Raw genomic sequence first — 20,287 nt, 5'->3', positions numbered from 1 at the left:
GAGCCCGTACTCCTCGACGGCCACCCGGGGGGTGCGGGAGGTGTGCCGGCTGGCCGTCGAGGAGTACGGGCTCAGCCGGCTGACCGCCGTCGTGACCGTGGGCAACGACGCGTCGAGCGCCGTGCTCGCCCGGGCCGGGTTCGGGGCCGTGGGCGGCGTGACGCTCGACGGCGAGCCGTGCACCGCGTACGAGCTGGACCTGACGACCGTCTAGGCGCCGGGCCTCGGCGGCAGTTTCGGCCTGGAGCGGTCCGGCAGTGACTCGTAGCCCGGGGGGCTCGCCGCCGGGGTCTCGTCGAGGAGTGCGAGGGCGACGTGGACCGCGTCGTCGAGCTGGGCGTGCCGGCCCTCGGCCCAGTCGAGGGGGGTGCGCAGGACCGCGAGGTCGGGTTCGACGCCGTGGTTCTCCAGGGACCAGCCGTACTCGGGGAACCAGGCCGCGTTCATCGGGACGGTGATCTGCGTGCCGTCGCCGAGCCGGTGGCGGCCGGTCATGCCGACGACCCCGCCCCAGGTGCGCTGCCCGACGACGGGGCCGAGGCCGAGGAGCTTGAACGCGGCGGTGATCATGTCGCCGTCGGAGGAGGTGGCCTCGTCGGCGAGGGCGACGACGGGGCCGCGCGGGGCGTTGGAGGCGTACGACACGGGCTGGGCGTTCCTCGTGAGGTCCCAGCCGAGGATCTTGCGGGTCAGTTTCTCGACGACGAGTTCGCTGATGTTGCCGCCGGCGTTGCCGCGCACGTCGACGATGAGGGCCGGCCGGGAGACCTCCCAGCGCAGGTCGCGGTTGAACTGGGCCCAGCCGGAGCCGCCCATGTCGGGGATGTGGAGGTAGCCGCAGCGGCCGCCGCTGATCTCCCGTACCACCGCACGGCGTTTGGCGACCCAGTCGTGGTAGCGCAGGGGCCGTTCGTCGATGAGCGGGACGACGGCGACGCGGCGGGCGCGGCCCTCGCCCTCGGCGGGGGTGAAGGTGAGCTCGACGGTGGTGCCGCCGGTGCCGGAGAGCAGTGGGTAGGGGCCGGTGACCGGGTCGACGGGCCGGCCGTCGACGTGGGTGAGGACGGCGCCCTCGCGGATGCCGGTGCCGGCGAGCGGGGAGCGGGCCTTGGAGTCGGAGGACTCGCCGGGGAGGATGCGTTTGACCGTCCAACCGGCTTCCCGCGGGACGAGGTTGGCGCCGAGCAGGCCCATCGGCCGCTGGTAGTGCGGCGGTCCCTCGTTGCGGCGGGCGGGCGTGACGTACGCGTGCGAGGTGCCGAGTTCGCCCATGACCTCGCGGAGCAGGTCGGCGAACTCGTCGGGGGACGCGACCCGTTCGACGAGCGGCCGGTACTGGTCGAGGACGGCCGTCCAGTCGACGCCGCCCATGTCGGGCTCCCAGAAGTAGGCGCGGACGATCCGGCCGGCCTCGTCGAAGGCCTGCCGCCATTCGGCGCCCGGGTCGATCTCGTGCAGGATGCGCCGCAGGTCCAGGTAGACGGTGGAGTCGCCGTCGCCGGACTCGGTGGCGGGCACGGCCCGCAGTTCGCCGTCGTCGGCGACGACGAGCCGGGTGCCGTCGCCGCTGACCGCGAACCAGTCGAGGTCCTTGGCGAGTTCGCTCTTGCGGGCCTTGGTGATGGAGAAGTGCTCCAGGGTGGGCTTGCCGGAGGTGTCGGCCGGGTTGGCGAAGGTCTCGCCGAGCGCGCCCGAGATGGGCCAGCGCAGCCAGACCAGGCCGCCGCCGCTGACCGGGTGCAGCGCCGAGTACTTGGAGGCGGCGACCGGGAAGGGCGTGACCCGGTCGGGGAGGCCCTCGATCTCGACGGTGACGGTGCCGTCGGCGGTCTCGGTGTCGTCGTCCGTGGGGTCGAGGCCGCCGGCCGCCGGGCGCCCGTCGGGGAGCAGCGCGAAGGGGGAGGGCGTGGCGGAGGAGAGCGGGACGAGGTAGGGGCGGCAGCCGAGCGGGAAGGACAGGTCGCCGGTGTGCACGTCGTACACCGGGTCGAAGCCCCGCCAGGAGAGGAAGGCGAGGTAGCGGCCGTCGCGGGTGAAGACGGGGTTCTCGTCCTCGAAGCGGCCGTTGGTGACGTCGACGACGGTACGGGCGCCGGGGCCCGAGATCCGGGCCATCTTGATGGAGCGCAGGGAGCGGCCGATGCCCGGGTGGGACCAGGTGAGCCAGTCGCCGTCGGGGGAGAAGGCGAGGTCGCGGACGGGTCCGTTGACGGACCGGATCAGCTCGGTGACCTCGCCGTTGGACTCCTCGGTGGCGTCGAGGAGGAGGAGCCGGCCGTCGTGGGAGGCGATCGCGAGCCGCTCGCCGTCCGGGTCGGACACCAGCTCCTCGACCCGGCCGAGGTCGCCCGAGGCGAGCCTGCGGGGCGGCCGGTCGCCGCTGGCGCGCGGCAGGTAGGCGACCTCGACGGCGTCCTCGCCCTCGGCGTCGGTGACGTACGCGACCTGGCCGCCGCTGCCCAGCATCTCGGGGAGCCGGACGCGGACGCCGGGGGAGTCGATGATGGTGCGGGCGGGGCCGTCGCGGTGCGTCAGCCAGTACAGGCTGCCGCGCACGGAGACGGCGGAGGCCCGGCCGGTCTCGTCGACGGAGACCGCGTCGACGTGGTGGGCGGCGGGCACCTGGTAGGAGCGGCGGCCGACGCGCTGGCCGCCGAGCCGCACCTCGAGCTTGCGGGGGCGGGAGTCGGCGGTGAGGGCGTCGACGATCCACAGCTCGCCCGCGCACTGGTAGACGACCCGGTGGCCGTCGCTGGAGGCGTGCCGGGCGTAGAAGTCGTCGTGGTCGGTGTGGCGGCGCAGGTCGGTGCCGTCGGGCAGGCAGGAGTAGAGGTTGCCGATGCCCTCGTGGTCGGAGAGGAAGGCGATCCGCCCGCCGACGGTCATGGGGGCGTCGATGTGCCCGCCGAGGTCGGGCAGCAGCCGCTCGCCGTGGAGCCAGAGGCGGCCGGTGGCGCCGCCCAGGTACCGCTTCCAGGCGGCCGGCTCGTGCGGCGGCTTCCCGGTGAGCAGGAGGCTGCGGCGCTCGCCGTCGTTCCCGGTGATCGCGGTGTCGTCGGTGACCGCTATGTCCGAGACGGGGCCCCAGGGCAGGCGGAGGCCGGGGGAGCCGTCGGTGGGGACGGTGTACGCCCAGGAGTAGTACGAGAAGGGCTGCCCGTGCGAGGAGACGGCGAGGATGTCGGAGCGGCCGTCCTTGTCGGGGGGCGTCCAGCCGCAGACCCGGGTGTCGGTGGAGCCCCAGTAGGTCAGCCGCCGGGCGGTGCCGCCGTCGATGGGGACGAGATGGATCTCGGGGTCGAGGCTGCGCCAGTTCGTGTACGCGATGTGCCGCCCGTCCGGCGAGAAGCGCGGGTGCCCGACCCGCGTCCGGTCGACGGTGAGGCGCCAGGCCCGGTCGGGGCGCCGGCCCTCGGGGGCGAGCGGGGCGATCCACAGGTCGTCCTCGGCTACGAAGCACAGCAGGTCGTCGTGGAGGTGCGGAAAACGGAGATACGCGACGTCGTCACTCACCTCCTCATGCTTTCCGCGCGGAGGGGGTGAGGCAACTCGTACGTGTATGCGGGCGTCCTCGGGGGTGTGGCCCAGGACACGTACGAAACGGTTTCGTTTCGCTGAGGGGGTGGGTATATCGTCGTGGTGTACGAAACCGTTTCGTTCGGATCGGAGACCGGCCATGGCACGCAGCAGACTCACTCCCGAGCGGGAGTCCGAGCTGTACGCGGCCGTGCTCGAACTCCTCCGCGAGGTCGGCTACGACGCCCTCACCATGGACGCCGTCGCCTCCCGCACCCACTCCAGCAAGGCCACCCTCTACCGCCAGTGGGGGAGCAAGCCGGAGCTGGTCGCCCGGGCGATGCGGCACAACAAGCCGGTCGACATCGCCGAGATCGACACCGGCTCGCTCCGCGGCGACATCCAGGAGATGATCGCCCACACCGACGACTGCCAGATGGACAGGGACGCCGCGCTGATGCGGGGTCTCGCCCACGCCGTCCACACCAACCCCGAACTGCACAGGGCGCTGCGCGAGCTGCTCATCGAACCCGAGATGAACGGCCTCGACGAGGTGCTGCGCCGAGCGGTTCGCAGGGGCGAGGTCGACGCCGACAACCCGGCGTTGAAGCTCGTCCCGCACATGCTGATCGGTGCGTTCATCGCCCGCCCGCTGATCGAGGACCAGCCGGTCGACCGCGCCTTCCTCAGCGCCTACTTCGACGCCGTGGTGCTCCCCTCACTCGGCGCCTGACCACCCGCAGCACCCGTACCACCTGATCTCCACCCGATCTCCACCTGACGACGAACCGCTCACGCCGTCGGGCCGGCTCCCCATGCCCTGTCCCGTCCCACCCTGGGAGTACGCCCCCGTGGCCACGTTCCTCTACAAGCTGGGCCGCGCCGCCTTCCGGCGCCGCCGGCTCGTCGCCCTCCTCTGGGTGGCGCTCCTCGCCCTCGCCGGCGTCGGTGCCGCCACCGCCCCCACCCCGACCTCCAGCTCCTTCTCGATCCCCGGCACCGAGGCCCAGCGCGCCTTCGACCTGCTCGAAGAGCGCTTCCCCGGCGCCGGAGCCGACGGGGCCACCGCCCGCGTCGTCTTCAAGGCCCCCGCGGGCGAGAAGATGACCGACCCGGCGCACAAGGCCGTCGTCGAGGAGACCGTCGCCGCGCTCAAGTCCGGCTCGGACCAGATCGTCCAGGTCACCGACCCGTACACCGCGCACGCCGTCTCGCAGAACGGCTCCACCGCCTACGTCTCGGTCTCCTACAAGGTCAACGGGATGGAGCTGACCGACGAGACCCGCGAGGCCCTCAAGGACGCCGGTCACGACGCCCAGGGCAAGGGGCTGACCGTCGAGGTCGGCGGCGACGCCCTGCAGAGCGCGCCCGAGCAGGGCGCGAGCGAGGCCATCGGCATCGTCATCGCCGCCGTCGTGCTCGTCGTCACCTTCGGCTCGCTCGTCGCGGCCGGGCTCCCGCTGCTCACCGCGATCATCGGCGTCGGCATCGGAGTCTCGACGGTCAGCGCGCTCGCGAACGTCCTGGACCTCGGCACCACGACCTCCATCCTCGCGTCGATGATCGGCCTCGCCGTCGGCATCGACTACGCCCTCTTCATCGTCTCCCGCTACCGCGCGGAGCTCGCCGACGGCCGGGACCACGAGGAGGCCGCGGGCCGCGCGGTCGGCACGGCCGGCTCCGCCGTCGTCTTCGCCGGACTCACCGTCGTCATCGCCCTGGTCGGCCTGGCCGTCGTCAACATCCCGATGCTGACGAAGATGGGCTTCGCCGCCGCCGGCACGGTCGTGATCGCCGTACTGATCGCGCTCACCCTGATCCCCGCGCTGCTCGGCTTCGCCGGGAACAAGGTCGTCGGCCGCAAGCAGCGCAAGGGCACGGCTCCCGCGAAGAGCGACAAGCCCAACGGCGGCACCCGCTGGGCCCGCTTCGTCATCCGCCGCCCGCTGATGGTGCTGATCGTCGGCGTCCTCGGCCTCGGCGCGATCGCCGTGCCCGCCTCCTCCCTGGAGATGGGCCTGCCGGACGACGGCGTGAAGCCGACGTCCACCTCCGAGCGCCGGGCGTACGACCTCCTGTCCGACGGCTTCGGCCCCGGCTTCAACGGCCCGCTGCTCGTCGTCGTGGACGGCGACAAGGCGACCGCCGACAAGACGGTCTCCACGATCAAGGGCCTCGACGGCTGGGCCGCGGTCACCCCGGCCACCCCGAACAAGGCCGGCGACGCCGCCATGATCACGGTGATCCCGAAGGACCGCCCGTCCTCGACCGCCACCGAGAGCCTGGTCCACGACATCCGCGATGCCACCGGCGACGACGTCCTCGTCACCGGTGCCACCGCGATGAACATCGACTTCTCGCAGAAGATGAACGACGCGCTCGTGCCGTACCTGGCGCTCGTCGTCGGCCTCGCCTTCGTGCTCCTGACCCTGGTCTTCCGCTCGGTCCTCGTCCCGCTGAAGGCGGCCCTCGGCTTCCTGCTCTCGGTGGTCGCGGCGCTCGGCGCGGTCGTCGCGGTCTTCCAGTGGGGCTGGCTCGGCAGCCTCTTCGGGATCGAGCAGACCGGCCCGATCATGTCGATGATGCCGATCTTCATGGTGGGCGTCGTCTTCGGTCTCGCGATGGACTACGAGGTCTTCCTCGTCACCCGGATGCGCGAGGCGTACATGCACGGCGAGCGGCCCGGCGAGGCGATCGTGACCGGCTTCCGGCACAGCGCCCGGGTGGTCACCGCCGCCGCCGTGATCATGATCGGGGTCTTCTCCGGCTTCATCGGTATGGACGACCAGATGGTCAGGATGATCGGCTTCGGCCTCGCGGCGGCGGTCCTCTTCGACGCCTTCGTGGTCCGCATGGCGATCGTCCCGGCCGTGCTCGCGCTCCTCGGCCGCAAGGCCTGGTGGCTGCCGAAGTGGCTGGACCGGATCCTGCCGAACGTGGACGTGGAGGGCGAGGGCCTCGCGAAGTCCGCGCCCGCGAGCGAGGGCGGTGCCGCGAAGCCGGACCTCGTGAAGGTCTGACGCCGGACCGCTTCGTACGCCTGATCCGTACGCCGTCAGTGTGTCGTCATCGACGTACTGGCGGCGTACGTGTGCTTCAGGAAGCGGAGCAGGGCCGTGGTGTCGAACTGGACGACGGTGACCCCGCCGTCGCCCGTGTGGAGCTCGACGACCGTCTGGACGCGGCCGCAGGGCCAGACCCCGATGTCGCCGCGGCGGGTCGGGGCGCGCATGCCGGTCTCCAGGAGGGTGCGCGGGAAGGACCACTCGACGGCGCCGGGGAAGCCGAAGCGGACCGTCGCCGGGGAGGAGTCGGGATCGTAACGGAGGGACACCGGGACCGGGCGGGAGAGCGGGGCGTCGCTGATGATGCGTCCCTTGGCGTGGTCGTCGACTCTGCGGTCGTGCGCGCCGGCCATCGGGGGCTCCTCACGTTTTGTCCTCTTGTCGACTAATTGTCGTCCAATGTCCCTTCTTCTTCCCGGCGAGCGCGCGCCGCATGCGCATGCGGCCGGGGGTGTGGCCAGGGTCACGCGCCCCCCCGTGTGCCGCCGTCCTGTCATCGATGCGCTCTTGCAAGCCATTCGCAGGAACGCCTTATCATTCCGGACGTGCATGTACCCGACGGATTCATCAACGCCCCCGTATCGGCCGCCGCCGGTGTCGTCGCCGCCGGCGCCGTCGCCGCCGGCCTGCGCGGAGCCCGTAAGGAACTCGACGAGAGGACGGCCCCGCTCGCCGGTCTCGTCGCGGCCTTCATCTTCGCCGTCCAGATGCTGAACTTCCCGGTCGCCGCCGGGACCAGCGGACACCTCCTCGGCGGGGCGCTCGCCGCGATCCTCGTCGGGCCCTGGACCGGAGTCCTGTGCATCGCCGTCGTCCTGCTCATGCAGGGCATCCTCTTCGCCGACGGCGGCCTCACCGCCCTCGGCGTGAACATCACCGTCATGGGCGTCGTCACCGTCGTCGTGGCCTACGCCCTCTTCCGCGGCCTTGTCCTCGTCCTGCCGCGCACCCGCCGCTCCGTGACCGTGGCGTCCTTCGCCGCCGCGCTCGTCTCCGTACCGGCCGCGGCGACCGTCTTCACCCTCATCTACGCGATCGGCGGCACCACCGACGTCCCCGTCTCCAAGGTCCTCACGGCCATGGTCGGCGTGCACGTCCTCATCGGCGCCGGCGAGGCCGTCATCACCATGCTGACCGTCGGCGCCGTCGTCGCCGTCCGCCCCGACCTGGTGTACGGCGCCCGCGGCCTGACCGCGCCGCTCAAGCTCCGCGTGGACGGCGAGCTGGTCGACGCGGTTCCTTCTGCGAGGCCCGTTGCGAAGGGCTCCCCGAAGAAGCTGTGGATCGGCGGCGTCGTCACCGCCCTCGTCCTCGCCGGCTTCGTCTCCTTCTACGCCTCCGCCAGCCCCGACGGCCTGGAGAAGGTCGCCGCCGACCAGGGCATCGACGCCAAGCAGGAACCGCACGCCGCCGCGGACTCCCCGCTCGCCGACTACGGCGTCAAGGGCATCGAGGCCCCCCGCCTCTCCGGCGGCCTCGCCGGCGCGATCGGCGTCGGCGCGACCCTGGCCGTGGGCAGCGGCGCCTTCTGGGTCGTCCGCCGCCGCAAGACCGCCACCCTGGAGGCCTGACATGGGGGCGGGGCACGCGCACAAGCTCTACCGGCACGGGCACTCGCCGGTCCACGAGCTGCCCCCGCACACCAAGCTCGCCGCCGTCCTCGGCTTCGTCGTGGTCGTCGTCTCGACGCCCCGCGAGGCCGTCTGGGCCTTCGCCCTGTACGCGGTCCTGCTCGGCGTCGTCGCCGGACGGGCCCGCGTCCCGGCCGGCTTCCTGCTGCGACGGCTCCTCATCGAGATCCCGTTCGTCGCCTTCGCGCTGCTCATGCCCTTCGTGGTCCCCGGCGAGCAGACGGAGGTCCTCGGGGTCCCGCTGAGCGTCCCCGGCCTGTGGGGCGCCTGGAACGTCCTCGCCAAGGGCACCCTCGGCGTCGCCGCCTCCGTGCTCCTCGCCTCCACCACCGAACTGCGGGCCCTGGTCCTCGGCCTCCAGCGCCTCAAGCTGCCGCCGCTGCTCGTCCAGATCGCCTCGTTCATGATCCGGTACGGCGACGTCATCACCGACGAGATGCGCCGCATGTCCGTCGCCCGCCGCTCGCGCGGCTTCGAGGCGAAGGGCGTCCGCCACTGGGGCGTCCTCGCCAAGTCCGCCGGCGCGCTCTTCATCCGCTCGTACGAGCGCGGCGAACGCGTCCACCTCGCCATGGTCAGCCGCGGCTACAGCGGCACCATGCCGGTCATCGACGAGGTCACCGCCACCCGCGCCCAGTGGGCGTACGCCGCCGCCCTGCCGCTCTCCGCACTCCTGATCTGCCTCCTGGGATGGACCCTATGACTGGGATGGACCCCGTGACCGCCCCCTCGCTCGAAGTCTCCGGCCTCGCGTACGCGTACCCCGACGGCCACCAGGCCCTCTTCGGCGTGGACCTGACCGTCGGGCGCGGCGAACGCGTCGCCCTCCTCGGTCCCAACGGCGCCGGCAAGACCACCCTCGTCCTCCACCTCAACGGCATCCTCACCGGCGGCGCGGGCAGCGTCACCGTCGCCGGGCTTCCGGTCGGCAAGAAGCACATGGCGGAGATCCGGCGGAAGGTCGGCATCGTCTTCCAGGACCCCGACGACCAGCTGTTCATGCCGACCGTCCGCGAGGACGTGGCCTTCGGCCCGGCGGCGGCCGGCGTCCGGGGCGCCGAGCTCGAAGCGGTCGTCCAGAAGGCCCTCGCGAGGGTCGGCATGGCGGAGTTCGCCGACCGGCCCCCGCACCACCTCTCCTTCGGGCAGCGCCGCCGGGTCGCCGTCGCGACCGTCCTCGCCATGGAACCGGAGATCCTCGTCCTCGACGAGCCGTCCTCCAACCTGGACCCGGCCTCCCGCCGCGAGCTCGCCGACATCCTCAAGGCGCTGGACGTCACCGTCCTCATGGTCACCCACGACCTGCCGTACGCCCTGGAGCTCTGCCCGCGCTCGGTCATCCTCAGCGAGGGCGTCATCGCGGAGGACGGCCCGACCGCCGCGATCCTCTCGGACGAGGAGACGATGGCCCGGCACCGCCTGGAGCTGCCCTTCGGCTTCGTACCGAGCTCCGTCGCCTGATCCGAGGGCCTCCCGGTTTGGTCCGACCGGCTGGACATGCCGGTGGGTCGTGCCGGGGTGCTCCGTGCGGCGGCGGAGCCGAGGTTATGAAGGGAATCGAACGCAATCGGATGAGAGTTCGCCATCCGGTCATCACGGTCATTCCCGAACGTCAACCTCAGGAGTCGCACGATGCGCCCCATCAGATCCGCCTGTCTCGGCGCGGCCGCGCTGGTCACCCTCCTCGCCTGCGCCCCTGTCGCGGGCGCCGCCGCGACGGACACCGGTGCCGCCCACGCCGGGGGCAAGGCCCGGACCTTCACGCTCCGGTCCGTGGTGCAGGAGCTGCACCGCTTCCCCGTCACCCCCGTCATCCCCGGCAGCGTCCAGCAGGGCGATCGGGTCGTCATCCACTCGGACCTCCTCGACGAGGCGGACAACAAGGTCGGCGACGTCGACGGCACCTGCACCACCACCCGGAGCGGGGACCCGATGGTGGTCGATGAAGCGGAGCAGTGCATCGTGACCTACACCCTCCCGGAGGGGCAGATCACCGTGCAGGGGATGTACTACAACTACCTCTCCCAGGGGCCCTTCGACAACGCGATCACCGGCGGCACCGGGAGGTACGACAAGGCTCGCGGCTCGCTCCACTCCGAGACGCTCTTCACGACCCCCAGGCTCGTGAGGAGCGTCACGTTCAACCTCGTCTGACGGACCCCGACGTCCACCTGACCCCGGAATCCGGCCTTCTCCCCTCGCGTTGCACCATGGGAGCCGGTTTTCGTACGAAAGGGAGTGTGGGTCAGGTGGACGTCCAGGGCACGGTGGCGGCGGGCTGGGAGCCGGTCAGGGACGCGTTCCTGCGCAACTTCGAGCAGCGGGGCGAGCGCGGCGCGGCCGTCGCAGTCCACCGGGACGGCGTGCGGGTCGTCGACCTGTGGGCGGGCACGAAGGACGTCGACGGCACGGATCCGTGGACGGCGGACACCGCCCAGGTCGTCCGCTCCGCCACCAAGGGCGTCTCCGCCGCCGTCCCCCTGCTCCTGCACCAGCGCGGGCTGCTCGACCTGGACGCCCCCGTGGCCTCGTACTGGCCCGAGTTCAAGGCCCACGGCAAGGACCGCGTGACCGTGCGGCAGCTGCTCGCGCACCGGGCCGGCGTTCCCGTCCTCGACCAGCCGCTCACCCTCGCCGAGGCGGTCGACCTGGACACCGCCACGCGCGCGATAGCGGCCCAGGCCCCCGCCTGGGAACCCGGCACCGCCCACGGCTACCACGCCCACACCTTCAGCTGGCTGCTCTCCGGCCTCGTCCACCGGGTCACCGGCCGCACCATGGGCCGCTGGGTCGCCGAGGAGATCACCGGCCCCCTCGGCCTCGACCTGTGGATCGGCCTGCCCGAGGCCGAGACCCACCGGGTCGGCCGGCTCGGCCCCGTCGAGGAGATCGACCCGCCCGGCAGCGGCGCCCTCAAGCTCCGCCCCAAGCGCTCCGTCACCGAGGCCTACCAGGACCCCGGCTCCCTCACCCGGCGCGCCTTCGGGGTCATCGACCCCAAGCCCGACGAGAACGACCCCGTCTACCGGGCCGCCGAACTGCCCGGCTCGGCGGGCGTCGCCACCGCCCGCGCCCTCGCCCGCTTCTACGCCGCCACCCTCGGCCCCGTCGACGGTGCCGAACGCCTCTTCGCCCCGGCGACGCTCACCCTGGCCGGTACGGAGGAGTCCGCGGGCCCGGACCAGGTCCTCCTGGTCGGCACCCGCTTCGGCCTCGGCCACATGCTGCACGGCCCGGCCTCCCCGCTCCTCGGCCCGTCCTCCTTCGGCCACCCGGGCCGCGGCGGCTCCCTCGGCTTCGCCGACCCGGACGCGGGGATCGCCTTCGGGTACGTCACCAACGGCATGCGGAAGACGGTCACGGCCGACCCGCGCGCGGTGCGCTCGGTGACGGGCTGAAAAAGAGGGCCTCCTCAGGCTGAAATGCGTTCCCCCGGCGGCGACTTGACATTGTGAGCGGCCGACGGGTCGTCCCCGGCCACCTGGCCGATACCGTGTGCCCGCTCCACCGACCATGGAGCGGGCGCGGGGGTGCGTGGTGATCGAGATTCCGCTGCGGCGGTCCGGATACGGAACGGTCCGGATCGCCGACAGCCGGCTCTGGGAGACGTACGGCAGCATCGGGCTGCTCTCCACCCGGCGCGGCCTCGCGCCCTGGCCGTACACCAACTGGGACCGGGCGGCCCGCCGTTCGCTGACCCGGGCCGGGGTGACCATCCCGGGCTGGCTCGTCCATCTGTACCGCGTCCGCGGCGGCGCCCTCCCCTCCTTCCTCCTCGCCGTCCCTGACCCGTCCAGGGGCGAGCTGACGGCGGACCTCGCGGCCCTCGCCGCCGTTCCCCCGGCCCGCGTCCGGGAGGAGCTCGAGCGGTGGTTCCCGCAGGGCGTCCCCGCCGAGCTGGGGACCCTGTACGCGGACCCGACGGCGCGCCTCGCCGAGCTGTGCGAGTTCATCCCCCGGTACTGGCGGGCGGCCCTGGCCCCGTACGCCGCTCCCCTGCGGGTCGCGACGGAGGAGGACATCCTGCTGCGGGCCCGGATCCTCGCCACGCAGGGCCCGGAGCGACTGCTCGGCTCCCTGCGTGGACGGCGGCTCACCCGGAAAGGTGACGTGCTGAGGCTGCACGTCGGGCCCGTGGTGAGCGGCCGGACCGCGGTGCCGTGCGTCTCCCGACTGCTCCTCGTCCCCCTGGTGTTCGGCAAGGGGGCCCCGTACTCCGCGTCCGCCCCCGACGGCACGACGGCCGTCGCCTACCAGGCCGAGGGGGCCGCCGTCCTGCTCGGGGAGGCGCCCCCACCGGGCCGCCGGGGCCCCGCCGAGGGGCCCGCGCGCGGGGACCGCCTGGAGATCCTGCTCGGCCGCAGCCGGGCCGGCGTCGTCCGCGGCCTTGTCGCGCCCACCACCACCTCGGACCTCGCCGCGGCCCTGGGCCTCGCCCCGAGCACCGTCTCCGAGCACCTCACCGCCCTGGTCGCCGCGGGCGTGGTGCGACGGCGCAGGGAGGGCGTACGGGTGCTGTACGAACTGGACGGGGCGGGTGTCGCGCTGCTCCGACACATGGACAACAGGCGTAGGGTCAACGCGCCGGAGAACCAGACCAGTTGAAACCAGGAGGAACCGAATGGCCACGGATGCCACGGACGCCGCGGGTGTCACGGACGCCGCGGGCGTCGACACGTACGAGAAGCTGCTCGCCCTGCTCGACGAGCGCGGCGCGGCCTATCGGGTGATCGAGCACGCCCCCGAGGGCGCCACCGAGGCGGTCAGCGCGCTCCGGGGCCACGCGCTCGACCGGGCGGCCAAGTGCATCATCGCCATGGTGAAGATCGGCAAGAAGGAGAAGCGCTTCGCGCTCGTCGTGGTCCCCGGCGACCGGCGCATCGACCTGAACGCCGTCAAGGCGCTGTACGGCGGCACGTACGTCTCCTTCGCCTCCCCGGAGATCGCCGAGGAGCTCGCGGGCTCCCCGAGCGGGACGATCCTGCCGTTCGCCTTCGACGAGCGCCTCGAACTGATCGTGGACCCGGACCTGTTGGTCCACCCGGAGTTCTTCTTCAACGCGGCCCGGCTCGACCGCTCGCTGGCCCTGGCCACCGAGGACTACCGGACGATCGCCGAGCCGCGCGTCGAACGGGTCTCCTCCTGACCGCGCCTCAGGCCACGGACGGAGTGAGGGCGAGCACCATGCCCAGGCCGACGAGGATGGTCCCGATGACCTTGTTGAGCACGCTCTGCCGCTGCAACAGCCGGGTGCGCAGGGACTGGTTGGAGAAGAGCACGGCGGCCAGCGCGAACCAGACCAGGTGCGCGAGCGACATGAACAGGCCGTAGCCGATCTGCTGGAAGAGCGGGGTGTCGGCGCTGACGACCTGGGTGTAGGTGCTCAGCACGAAGAGCATGGTCTTCGGGTTGAGCGCGTTCGTCAGGAAGCCGGTGCGCAGCGCCCCCGCCTTCGAGAGGCCGGCGTCGCTCGACAGGTCGATGTCCACCTGGGCCTTGGCGACGAAGGTCTTGTACCCGATGTACACCAGGTACGCGGCGCCGATCAGTTTCATCGCCGTGAAAAGCATCGGGGTACGGGTCACCAGAAGTCCCACGCCCAGCATGGTGTAGGTGACATGGACGAGAACGCCCAGGGAAATACCGACGGCGGCGAGGACGCCGGCGGTCCGCCCGTACAGATAACTGTTCCGCACGGTCATCGCGAAGTCCGCGCCGGGACTTATGACTGCCAGAATGGTGATGACCGCTACGGCGATTAGCTGACCCATTTTCCCGTCTTCTCACTCAGGTGGAAACGGGCGCGGGGGCGCCGTGGTGGCCGCCCCCGCGCCGTGCCGTGCTCCGGACGCTTACGGCTTGTGACGGTAGGTGATCACGAGCACGTCGCGCGAGGCCGGGAGGGCGGGATCGATCTGCTCGATGGGCGAGACGCCGTGGTAGACCCGCTCGTCGTTGACGAGCGCCACGTCGAGGACGTCGGTGAGGGAGAACTTCTCCACCGGCTGCTTGTCCAGGTTGAAGACGGTGCTCTCGCCGCCGGTGGCGTTCGAGCGGCCGATCATCGCCATCAGGACGAAGGTGACGCCGTCGCGGTGGACGCCTTCCGGGGTCGGCAGGCCGACCTCCTCGCCGCTCACCTCGATGCGGAACTGGTGGGCCTCGATGTGCCAGCCCGAGTAGGGGGCGAGCCGGCCGAAGACGTCGCAGCCCAGCGTGAGCAGGCTGTCCATGGTGCGGCCGCGCAGGCTCTGCTCCTCGAACGGCTCGTAGTGCCGGGCGACGCCGCCGTTGAGGTTGTTGTAGTCGAGGCCCTGGTAGTGCGGCTGGTGGGGCTCGACGCGGTAGTCGGCGCTCGCCGGGGGCGCGCTCAGCGTGGCGTGCCGGCGCCGGCGGTAGCGCCCACCGTCCGCCATGTACCCGTCGAGCGGCATCCGGGACCAGCTCTCGCGGAAGGGCTCCAGGTCGTCGAGGGCGGTCTCGGAGCGGCGCAGGAGGAGCGACTTCACCTTGTCGCCGGAGATCAGATCGAAACTCCGGGAGGAAAGGGATGAGCAGATCTCCTCGACGCCGGACTCGTACGAATCGTCCCCGTGCTGCTGCGAAGCCATTGTCTCCCCCTGGGTCAAAAGCAATAGTCGGCGGGTGGATCGTGCTCTCGGCGGCGGACGGGTGTCAAAGAGTTTCGGCCCGGGCCGAATGGTCGAGAATTCACGCTCTCCGGCCGTCTCCGACCATTCGTCCGGGAATTCGATGAACGGCGTGTTGCGAAAAGGTTTCACAGGATGCTGGGATCGGTCCATGGATCTCACGAAACGTTTCGAGGGGTACGCGGCACTGGTCACGGGCGCGGCGCGCGGCATCGGCGCGGCCACCGCCCGGCGGCTCGCGGCGGAGGGCGCGCGGGTCCTCGTGACGGACGTCGACGAGGCGGCGGCGCGGAGGACGGCGGAGGAACTCCCCGGGGCGGTGGGGCTGCGCTGCGACGTGGGCGACCAGGCGTCGGTGGACGAGGCGGTCGCGTGCGCGGTTCACGCGTTCGGCCGCCTGGACGTCCTGGTCAACAACGCCCTGGCCCCCGTCGCCGCCGACCGGGACCGCTTCGAGGACGAACCCGACGACGGCTGGACCGGCCAGCTGGACGTCACGCTGATGGGCGCGGTCCGCTGCTCCCGGGCGGCGCTGCCGCACCTCGCGGCGGCCGGCGGACGCGGGGCGATCGTCACGATCGGCTCGGTCAACGCGGAGGCGGACTTCGGCAACCACGCCTACAGCGCGGCGAAGGCGGCCCTGGCGTCGCTGACCCGCACCCTGGCGGGCGACGCGGCGCCGCGCGGGGTCCGGGTCAACCAGATCAACCCGGGCACGATCGCGACGAGGGCCTGGGCGGGCAAGGAGCCCGAACTCGCGGCCCTGGCCACCCGCGTGTACCCCCTGGGCCGCGTCGGCACCCCGGAGGACGTGGCGGCGGCGGTGGCCTTCCTGGCCTCCACGGACGCGGCCTGGATCACGGGCACGACCCTCCGCGTGGACGGCGGCCTGCTCGCGGTGAACACGCACTTCGCGGAGGTACTGGGCGACTAGGGGGCCGCGCCGGGACCCGACCTGAGCGGGCACGGAATGTCGGGTCCGGCGGGCATGCTCCTTCCTAATGTCGGTGAACGAAAGGGAAGGAGGCCGGGGGTTGCTGGACAGACTGAACCAGGCCATGGAGTACGTGGAAGGCCGCCTCGACCAGCCGATCGACGTCTCCGAGCTGGCCCGGATCACGCTCACGTCGGAGTACCACTTCCGGCGGCTGTTCTCGTCGCTGGCGGGGATGCCGCTGTCGGAGTACGTCCGGCGCAGGCGGCTCACCGTCGCGGGGGCCGAAGTCCTCGCCGGGGAGCCGACCTTGCTGGAGATCGCGATCCGCTACGGCTACACCTCGGGAGAGGCCTTCGCCCGGGCGTTCCGCGCCGTGCACGGCGTCGGTCCGGGCGAGGCCAGGCGCACCGGCGCGGCGCTGAACTCGCAGCCCCGGCTCTCCTTCCGCCTCACCGTCGAAGGGAACAGCACCATGCGGTACCGCATCGTGGAGAAGGAAGCATTCCGGGTCGTCGGCAAGAAGGCCCGCGTCCCGTTGATCCACCAGGGCGTCAACCCGCACATCGCCGAGCACATCCGGGGCATCCCGCCGGAGACGATGCTGCGGATCGCCGCCCTGTCGGACCAGGACCCGGAGGGCGTGGTGTCGGCGACGGTCCGCCTGTCGGACGGCTTCGAGGAGGGCGCCGAACTGGACTACTACCACGCGGTGGTGACGACCTCGGCCGACCTCCCCGAGGACCTGGACGTCCTGGACTGCCCGGCCGGCGCCTGGGCGGTGTTCGAGAACACCGGCCCGTTCCCACAGGCCCTCCAGCAGATGTGGGCCGATGTGGCGGCCCAGTGGATCCCGTCCAACCCGTACGAGTACCGCCCGGGCCCGGAGATCCTCCGCACCCGCCCGTCACAGTCCGACCCGACCCACCACGACGCCCACCTGTGGATCCCGGTGACCCGTACGACGGTCTGATCCGTTCCGGGGCGGGCGACCCGCCGGCCCCGGAACGCGCGGGTCCCCCGGGCTTGTCGTCAAGAAATCAGGCTGAGACGGCGCCGAGGTGGTGCACCATGCACGCGTGGAACATCTTTCTGTCGACGTGCGCGCTTCGCTCCGGCTGTTCGCCTTCTACTTGGCGAACGGCACCCTCGACGTCGAGCTGCTCGACGGCTTCGACTACCACTCGACCGTCTTCCACTCCGGCTCGTCACTGGAGCAGGTCTTCGCCATCTACGGCAATCTGCTGCGAGTCGACGCAAACGGCACGGTGCTCAATGACGGAGACGCGCAGTACCGGGTCGCGCAGTGGATCCGGGCGTGCTGCGACCCGAGCTATCGGGTCGAACCGCCCTTCGAACCCTGGGAGACCGAACTCCATCTCTGAGGGGCCGACGGCCGACCCAGCGTGGGCCTGGGCGGCAACGGCTGTACAGGTTCCCCTTCGGCGTCAGGCAGTTCCTGGCGGCGTATCGACCCGCCACGACCCACAAGCCCAGATCATTTCGATGGCGCCCTTAGACAGGGAGGAGCCGGCGAGTGAACCCCTGCTCCCGGAGCCGCTCATAGGCCGCGACCACGGGACCGGGAACCTCCATCGGGATCATGAACCCCTGCGCCGGATAGGCCATCAGCCGCTGTACGGCCCCGACGAGCATGTCGAGCACGAGCCGGGCGTCCCCAACGGATCCCACGTACTCGGTGAGCGTCATGGCGGAGGACGCGCTGACGACCTCCACCTCCGGCCAGACCTTGCGGGCGGTCGCGTACGCCCGTCGCTCCTCGTACGGCTTGCTCACGAGGAGTACGGACGCCACGTCGACGCCCCGCTCGGCGAGCAGCTCCCGCGAGAACCGGATGTTGTCACCGGTGTTGCGGGCGCGGGGCTCCACGAGCACGACACCATCCGGAACCCCCAACTCCAGGGCCCGCTCCCGGTAGTGCTCGGCCTCGCCCCGGGGCATCCGGTCCCGTGTCGTCGGACTGGTGGCGCCGGTGAACACGATGACCGGCGCCAGCCCCCGCCGATACAGGTGGACCGTCGCATCGGCCACCCCGAGATCGTGACTCCCGAGCCCGATGAGGACGGAGCAGGGGCGCGGCTCGTGGCCCATCAGCTGGAAGTCCCAGAGTAGTTGGGCGTCTTCCCGGGCCCGCTCGGAGAGCACGGCTTTCAACGGGCGCCTACAGCCGCTCGGCCTTCACCGCATCGACGAACGACGCCCACGCATCCGCCTCGAAGCAGAGGTGCGGCCCAGCGGGCGCCTTGCTGTCACGGACGGCGCTTCCCTCCGTGGACGTGTGTGCCATCTCGACGCAGTCGCCCTGCTGGTCGGAGAAGGACGACTTACGGAAAGCGCTGACGATCTCGGGTGTCACGTTGCCTCTTCCATCTGATCTGACACATCGCCCAGGATCTGCCGGATACGCTCCGCGCTCTCCTCGGGGGACATCGCCGCCGAGCGTAGTAGATCGAATGTGTTGGCGTAGGCGGCGAGATCCTCGGGGGTCTCCACGACCGTGGTGTTGGTGACGGTGCGCACGGTCACGGCTTCGACGGTGGGTTCGACCCCGAACGAGAAGGCGACGAACGCGCCTGACATCCCCGCTGTCTTGCTCGCCGCCGCCGGCAGGATCTGCACGGTGACGTTCTGGCGCTGACCCGCGTCGAGCAGGCGTCGGAGCTGGCCGACGCAGACGGCGGGGTCGTGGCGGAGTGCCGCTATGGCGGGCTCCCAGATGATGGCGGTGAAGTGGACCCCGCCCTGTTCGATCCTGCGCTGACGCTCCTGGCGGACCTTGACCAACTCGGCGATGCGGTCGGGGTCGATGAAGACGGGGCCGGTCGAGATCACCGACTCCGCGTACTCGGAGGTCTGCAACAGGCCGGGAATCAGGGAAGGTTCCCACGACCGGATGTAGGTCGAGTCGCTTTCCAGGGTGATGTGGTCGGCGTAGTCCGGGCGCAGGGTCTCCTGGTAGTCCAGCCACCACCCCCGCTGGTTGCTCGCACGCGCCAGTTCCTCAAGGCGGTTTCGCTCGTCCTCGTCCCGGACTCCGTAGCAGTCGAGGAGTGTCCGGACTTCCAGGGCTGACGCGGAGGCTTGTCCGCTCTCAAGTCGGCTCACCTTGGAAACCGACCTCAAGATGGCCTGGGCCGCGACCGACTGATCGACTCCGGCTGCCTCGCGAAGGCGCTTGAGGGCGGAGCCGAGCCGCCGACTGCGAACCGTCGGCCTCCCACCTGCGGGCATGGCGTCTCCTCTCAACGTTCCGCCCAGTGTGCCGCTTTGGGGCAAAGCGGAGCCAGCCCATGCCCATCGGCACGGCGCACGCAAATTTGCGAGAGGCCTACTTGCGGTAGTGAGTCAGTCACCCCTAGCGTGGTTCCCTGTGACGCAGCGCACACCGCTCGAGCGCGCTGCGTGATCTTGCCGTGGTGTCTCCCCGGTCGATCGACACCGATATGCCAGGCAAGCAAGGACCCCCGCGACCGCGCGCACGGTCCGGGGGCATGGCCAACGCTTACTAGGAGCGTCAACATGAGTAACCCTATCGTCCGCCTTGTCGGACTGGTCCTGCGACTGTTACTGCCCCCGTCGGGGCGCCGTCGGTTGGGTGCGGTTCCGTCGTCACCGGTCGCACCCCCACGGGTCTGCGCCGCGCCCGCGCCAACCGCCCGCTGCCGGAATCGCGTTCCCCACGTGCAAGGGGCGGCGCGGCAGCGGATCCGGGTGCAGCGTCAACGCCGCCGGGCGCTTTGGCTCGCCGTGCACGGGGTCGACGTCGGACCGCGTCGGATCCACGGGGTGGAGGTGGCGGCCTGATGGAGTCCACAGACACGGTCGTACTCCGTTGGGGGCAGGCCGCGAAGAGCGTGCCGCTCGCCCGGCGCGAGCTGTGCCGCGCCCTGGAGCGCTGGGACCTGGGGGCCCTTCAGGACGCCGCCTCGCTCGTGCTCTCCGAGCTGCTCACCAACGCCGTACGCCACGGCCGCGTACCGGGCCGCGAGATCGAGACCCACTTCGCCCGGCTGCCGGGCGGGGCGCTCCGTATCGAGGTCCATGACGCCTCGGAGCGACGGCCGTTGATGTCCTTGCCGGAGGGGGACGGCGCCGACGGCGGCTGGGGTCTTCCCCTGGTCGACACGCTCGCCGCCAAGTGGGGCGTCGGCGACCGCCCCGGTCCCGGGAAGCTCGTGTGGGCGGAACTGCCCGTCGACGGTGAGCCGTGGTGACGGGAACGCGCGGCGGCCGACCCGTCCGGCGGCCCCGCCTCTGGGCTCTCCGTGAGGACCGGTCCGGGAGCGGGCCCGTCACCGAGGCCGAGTGCACCACCTGCCCGGAGGGCTCCGGCGCGGCGGACGGCGGCCGGGACCCGGCCGTCTGGTGCCTGTCCCACGTCCAGGCCACCGGCCACACCGGCTTCCGCCGCATCCGTACGGACTTCTTCCGGGCGTCCTGCGACGGCCCTTAGCAGGTACGGGGCGTCGG

21 protein-coding genes and 1 pseudogene are annotated in these 20,287 nt (G+C 71.6%); 15 read left to right on the top strand and 7 right to left on the bottom strand.

Going from position 1 to position 20,287, the window contains the following annotated elements; all coding sequences use genetic code 11:
• Positions 1 to 214: pseudogene (locus tag CCN56_RS19560) on the top strand (GNAT family N-acetyltransferase); the annotation flags it as partial.
• Here the strand turns inward: CCN56_RS19560 and CCN56_RS19555 are convergent.
• A complete protein-coding gene (locus CCN56_RS19555; protein WP_086828535.1) occupies positions 211 to 3,513 on the bottom strand; it encodes a S41 family peptidase in 3,303 nt (1,100 codons plus the stop codon). The pseudogene CCN56_RS19560 and the gene CCN56_RS19555 sit on opposite strands and share 4 nt — an antisense overlap.
• 163 nt (positions 3,514 to 3,676) lie before the next feature.
• Between CCN56_RS19555 and CCN56_RS19550 the strand changes: the two genes are divergently transcribed.
• On the top strand, positions 3,677 to 4,249 hold the full coding sequence (locus tag CCN56_RS19550; RefSeq protein ID WP_086828533.1) for a TetR/AcrR family transcriptional regulator: 573 nt from the start codon (positions 3,677 to 3,679) through the stop codon (positions 4,247 to 4,249).
• Positions 4,250 to 4,367: 118 nt separating this feature from the next.
• Entirely contained in the window at positions 4,368 to 6,536 is a 2,169-nt protein-coding gene (locus CCN56_RS19545; protein ID WP_086828531.1) for an MMPL family transporter, read from the top strand.
• A 35-nt stretch (positions 6,537 to 6,571) separates the two neighbouring features.
• On the opposite strand, the gene CCN56_RS19540 is transcribed toward CCN56_RS19545, so the two are convergent.
• On the bottom strand, positions 6,572 to 6,934 hold the full coding sequence (locus tag CCN56_RS19540) for an SsgA family sporulation/cell division regulator (RefSeq protein ID WP_086828529.1): 363 nt from the start codon (positions 6,932 to 6,934) through the stop codon (positions 6,572 to 6,574).
• Positions 6,935 to 7,126: 192 nt separating this feature from the next.
• Here CCN56_RS19540 and CCN56_RS19535 point away from each other — a divergent pair, with 192 nt between their 5' ends.
• The 7 genes from CCN56_RS19535 to CCN56_RS19505 all read left to right on the top strand — a co-directional run bounded on the left by CCN56_RS19535 (position 7,127) and on the right by CCN56_RS19505 (position 13,358).
• Positions 7,127 to 8,152, top strand: a complete 1,026-nt coding sequence (locus CCN56_RS19535; protein WP_086828527.1) for an energy-coupling factor ABC transporter permease — start codon at positions 7,127 to 7,129, stop codon at positions 8,150 to 8,152.
• Between the two features lies 1 nt (position 8,153).
• Positions 8,154 to 8,915, top strand: coding sequence for a cobalt ECF transporter T component CbiQ (cbiQ, locus tag CCN56_RS19530; protein WP_086828526.1), 762 nt, complete (start codon positions 8,154 to 8,156; stop codon positions 8,913 to 8,915).
• 5 nt (positions 8,916 to 8,920) lie between these two features.
• Positions 8,921 to 9,673: an energy-coupling factor ABC transporter ATP-binding protein gene (locus tag CCN56_RS19525; RefSeq protein ID WP_179199906.1), complete on the top strand. Its 753-nt coding sequence runs from the start codon at positions 8,921 to 8,923 to the stop codon at positions 9,671 to 9,673.
• 171 nt (positions 9,674 to 9,844) lie between these two features.
• Positions 9,845 to 10,366 carry a hypothetical protein gene (locus CCN56_RS19520; RefSeq protein ID WP_086828523.1) on the top strand — a complete coding sequence of 174 codons (522 nt, stop codon included), beginning with the start codon at positions 9,845 to 9,847 and terminating at the stop codon, positions 10,364 to 10,366.
• 95 nt (positions 10,367 to 10,461) lie between these two features.
• Positions 10,462 to 11,610 carry a serine hydrolase domain-containing protein gene (locus CCN56_RS19515; RefSeq protein WP_256962048.1) on the top strand — a complete coding sequence of 383 codons (1,149 nt, stop codon included), beginning with the start codon at positions 10,462 to 10,464 and terminating at the stop codon, positions 11,608 to 11,610.
• A gap of 139 nt (positions 11,611 to 11,749) precedes the next feature.
• Positions 11,750 to 12,817 carry an ArsR family transcriptional regulator gene (locus tag CCN56_RS19510; protein WP_143664564.1) on the top strand — a complete coding sequence of 356 codons (1,068 nt, stop codon included), beginning with the start codon at positions 11,750 to 11,752 and terminating at the stop codon, positions 12,815 to 12,817.
• Positions 12,818 to 12,833: 16 nt separating this feature from the next.
• Positions 12,834 to 13,358, top strand: coding sequence for a YbaK/EbsC family protein (locus tag CCN56_RS19505; RefSeq protein ID WP_086828517.1), 525 nt, complete (start codon positions 12,834 to 12,836; stop codon positions 13,356 to 13,358).
• Between the two features lie 7 nt (positions 13,359 to 13,365).
• On the opposite strand, the gene CCN56_RS19500 is transcribed toward CCN56_RS19505, so the two are convergent.
• Positions 13,366 to 13,983, bottom strand: coding sequence for a LysE family translocator (locus CCN56_RS19500; protein WP_086828515.1), 618 nt, complete (start codon positions 13,981 to 13,983; stop codon positions 13,366 to 13,368).
• An 81-nt stretch (positions 13,984 to 14,064) separates the two neighbouring features.
• The gene (locus CCN56_RS19495) at positions 14,065 to 14,823 is read right to left on the bottom strand and encodes a 2OG-Fe dioxygenase family protein (protein WP_086828513.1); all 759 of its coding nucleotides are present in this window, start codon (positions 14,821 to 14,823) and stop codon (positions 14,065 to 14,067) included.
• A gap of 190 nt (positions 14,824 to 15,013) precedes the next feature.
• On the opposite strand from CCN56_RS19495, the gene CCN56_RS19490 reads away from it, so the two are divergent.
• The 3 genes from CCN56_RS19490 to CCN56_RS19480 all read left to right on the top strand — a co-directional run bounded on the left by CCN56_RS19490 (position 15,014) and on the right by CCN56_RS19480 (position 17,181).
• Positions 15,014 to 15,796 (top strand): SDR family NAD(P)-dependent oxidoreductase, encoded by a 783-nt coding sequence (locus CCN56_RS19490; RefSeq protein ID WP_086828511.1) that lies wholly within the window; start codon positions 15,014 to 15,016, stop codon positions 15,794 to 15,796.
• 100 nt (positions 15,797 to 15,896) lie between these two features.
• Positions 15,897 to 16,769, top strand: a complete 873-nt coding sequence (locus tag CCN56_RS19485) for an AraC family transcriptional regulator (protein WP_086828509.1) — start codon at positions 15,897 to 15,899, stop codon at positions 16,767 to 16,769.
• A gap of 106 nt (positions 16,770 to 16,875) precedes the next feature.
• On the top strand, positions 16,876 to 17,181 hold the full coding sequence (locus CCN56_RS19480) for a hypothetical protein (RefSeq protein WP_086828507.1): 306 nt from the start codon (positions 16,876 to 16,878) through the stop codon (positions 17,179 to 17,181).
• A 130-nt stretch (positions 17,182 to 17,311) separates the two neighbouring features.
• Here the strand turns inward: CCN56_RS19480 and CCN56_RS19475 are convergent, their stop codons facing one another.
• The 3 genes from CCN56_RS19475 to CCN56_RS19465 all read right to left on the bottom strand — a co-directional run bounded on the left by CCN56_RS19475 (position 17,312) and on the right by CCN56_RS19465 (position 19,048).
• Positions 17,312 to 17,908, bottom strand: a complete 597-nt coding sequence (locus tag CCN56_RS19475; RefSeq protein ID WP_373412873.1) for a YdcF family protein — start codon at positions 17,906 to 17,908, stop codon at positions 17,312 to 17,314.
• Between the two features lie 70 nt (positions 17,909 to 17,978).
• Complete coding sequence (locus tag CCN56_RS19470; RefSeq protein WP_086828504.1) at positions 17,979 to 18,173, bottom strand: DUF397 domain-containing protein; 195 nt, start codon at positions 18,171 to 18,173, stop codon at positions 17,979 to 17,981.
• Positions 18,170 to 19,048, bottom strand: a complete 879-nt coding sequence (locus tag CCN56_RS19465; protein WP_086828503.1) for a helix-turn-helix transcriptional regulator — start codon at positions 19,046 to 19,048, stop codon at positions 18,170 to 18,172. The genes CCN56_RS19470 and CCN56_RS19465 overlap by 4 nt, the downstream gene beginning before the upstream one ends.
• Before the next feature lie 572 nt (positions 19,049 to 19,620).
• On the opposite strand from CCN56_RS19465, the gene CCN56_RS19460 reads away from it, so the two are divergent.
• A complete protein-coding gene (locus CCN56_RS19460; RefSeq protein ID WP_086828502.1) occupies positions 19,621 to 20,031 on the top strand; it encodes an ATP-binding protein in 411 nt (136 codons plus the stop codon).
• Positions 20,028 to 20,270: a hypothetical protein gene (locus CCN56_RS19455; RefSeq protein ID WP_256962047.1), complete on the top strand. Its 243-nt coding sequence runs from the start codon at positions 20,028 to 20,030 to the stop codon at positions 20,268 to 20,270. Before CCN56_RS19460 ends, CCN56_RS19455 begins: the two co-directional genes overlap by 4 nt.
• Positions 20,271 to 20,287: the final 17 nt, after the last annotated feature.

Source organism: Streptomyces sp. NRRL B-24572, from assembly GCF_002156145.1.
GTDB lineage: Bacteria > Actinomycetota > Actinomycetes > Streptomycetales > Streptomycetaceae > Streptomyces > Streptomyces vietnamensis.
The sequence above is the reverse complement of the archived record's forward strand: the minus strand, read 5'-3'. Positions and strand labels throughout refer to the sequence as shown.

Bases quoted from the DNA above. Each gene is read 5' to 3' on its own strand.
- CCN56_RS19550 (WP_086828533.1), top strand. From the start codon at position 3,677: ATGGCACGCAGCAGACTCACTCCCGAGCGGGAGTCCGAGCTGTACGCG.
- CCN56_RS19540 (WP_086828529.1), bottom strand. From the start codon at position 6,934: ATGGCCGGCGCGCACGACCGCAGAGTCGACGACCACGCCAAGGGACGC.
- cbiQ (WP_086828526.1), top strand. From the start codon at position 8,154: ATGGGGGCGGGGCACGCGCACAAGCTCTACCGGCACGGGCACTCGCCG.
- CCN56_RS19525 (WP_179199906.1), top strand. From the start codon at position 8,921: ATGGACCCCGTGACCGCCCCCTCGCTCGAAGTCTCCGGCCTCGCGTAC.
- CCN56_RS19520 (WP_086828523.1), top strand. From the start codon at position 9,845: ATGCGCCCCATCAGATCCGCCTGTCTCGGCGCGGCCGCGCTGGTCACC.
- CCN56_RS19505 (WP_086828517.1), top strand. From the start codon at position 12,834: ATGGCCACGGATGCCACGGACGCCGCGGGTGTCACGGACGCCGCGGGC.
- CCN56_RS19500 (WP_086828515.1), bottom strand. From the start codon at position 13,983: ATGGGTCAGCTAATCGCCGTAGCGGTCATCACCATTCTGGCAGTCATA.
- CCN56_RS19495 (WP_086828513.1), bottom strand. From the start codon at position 14,823: ATGGCTTCGCAGCAGCACGGGGACGATTCGTACGAGTCCGGCGTCGAG.
- CCN56_RS19490 (WP_086828511.1), top strand. From the start codon at position 15,014: ATGGATCTCACGAAACGTTTCGAGGGGTACGCGGCACTGGTCACGGGC.
- CCN56_RS19475 (WP_373412873.1), bottom strand. From the start codon at position 17,908: ATGGGCCACGAGCCGCGCCCCTGCTCCGTCCTCATCGGGCTCGGGAGT.
- CCN56_RS19465 (WP_086828503.1), bottom strand. From the start codon at position 19,048: ATGCCCGCAGGTGGGAGGCCGACGGTTCGCAGTCGGCGGCTCGGCTCC.
- CCN56_RS19460 (WP_086828502.1), top strand. From the start codon at position 19,621: ATGGAGTCCACAGACACGGTCGTACTCCGTTGGGGGCAGGCCGCGAAG.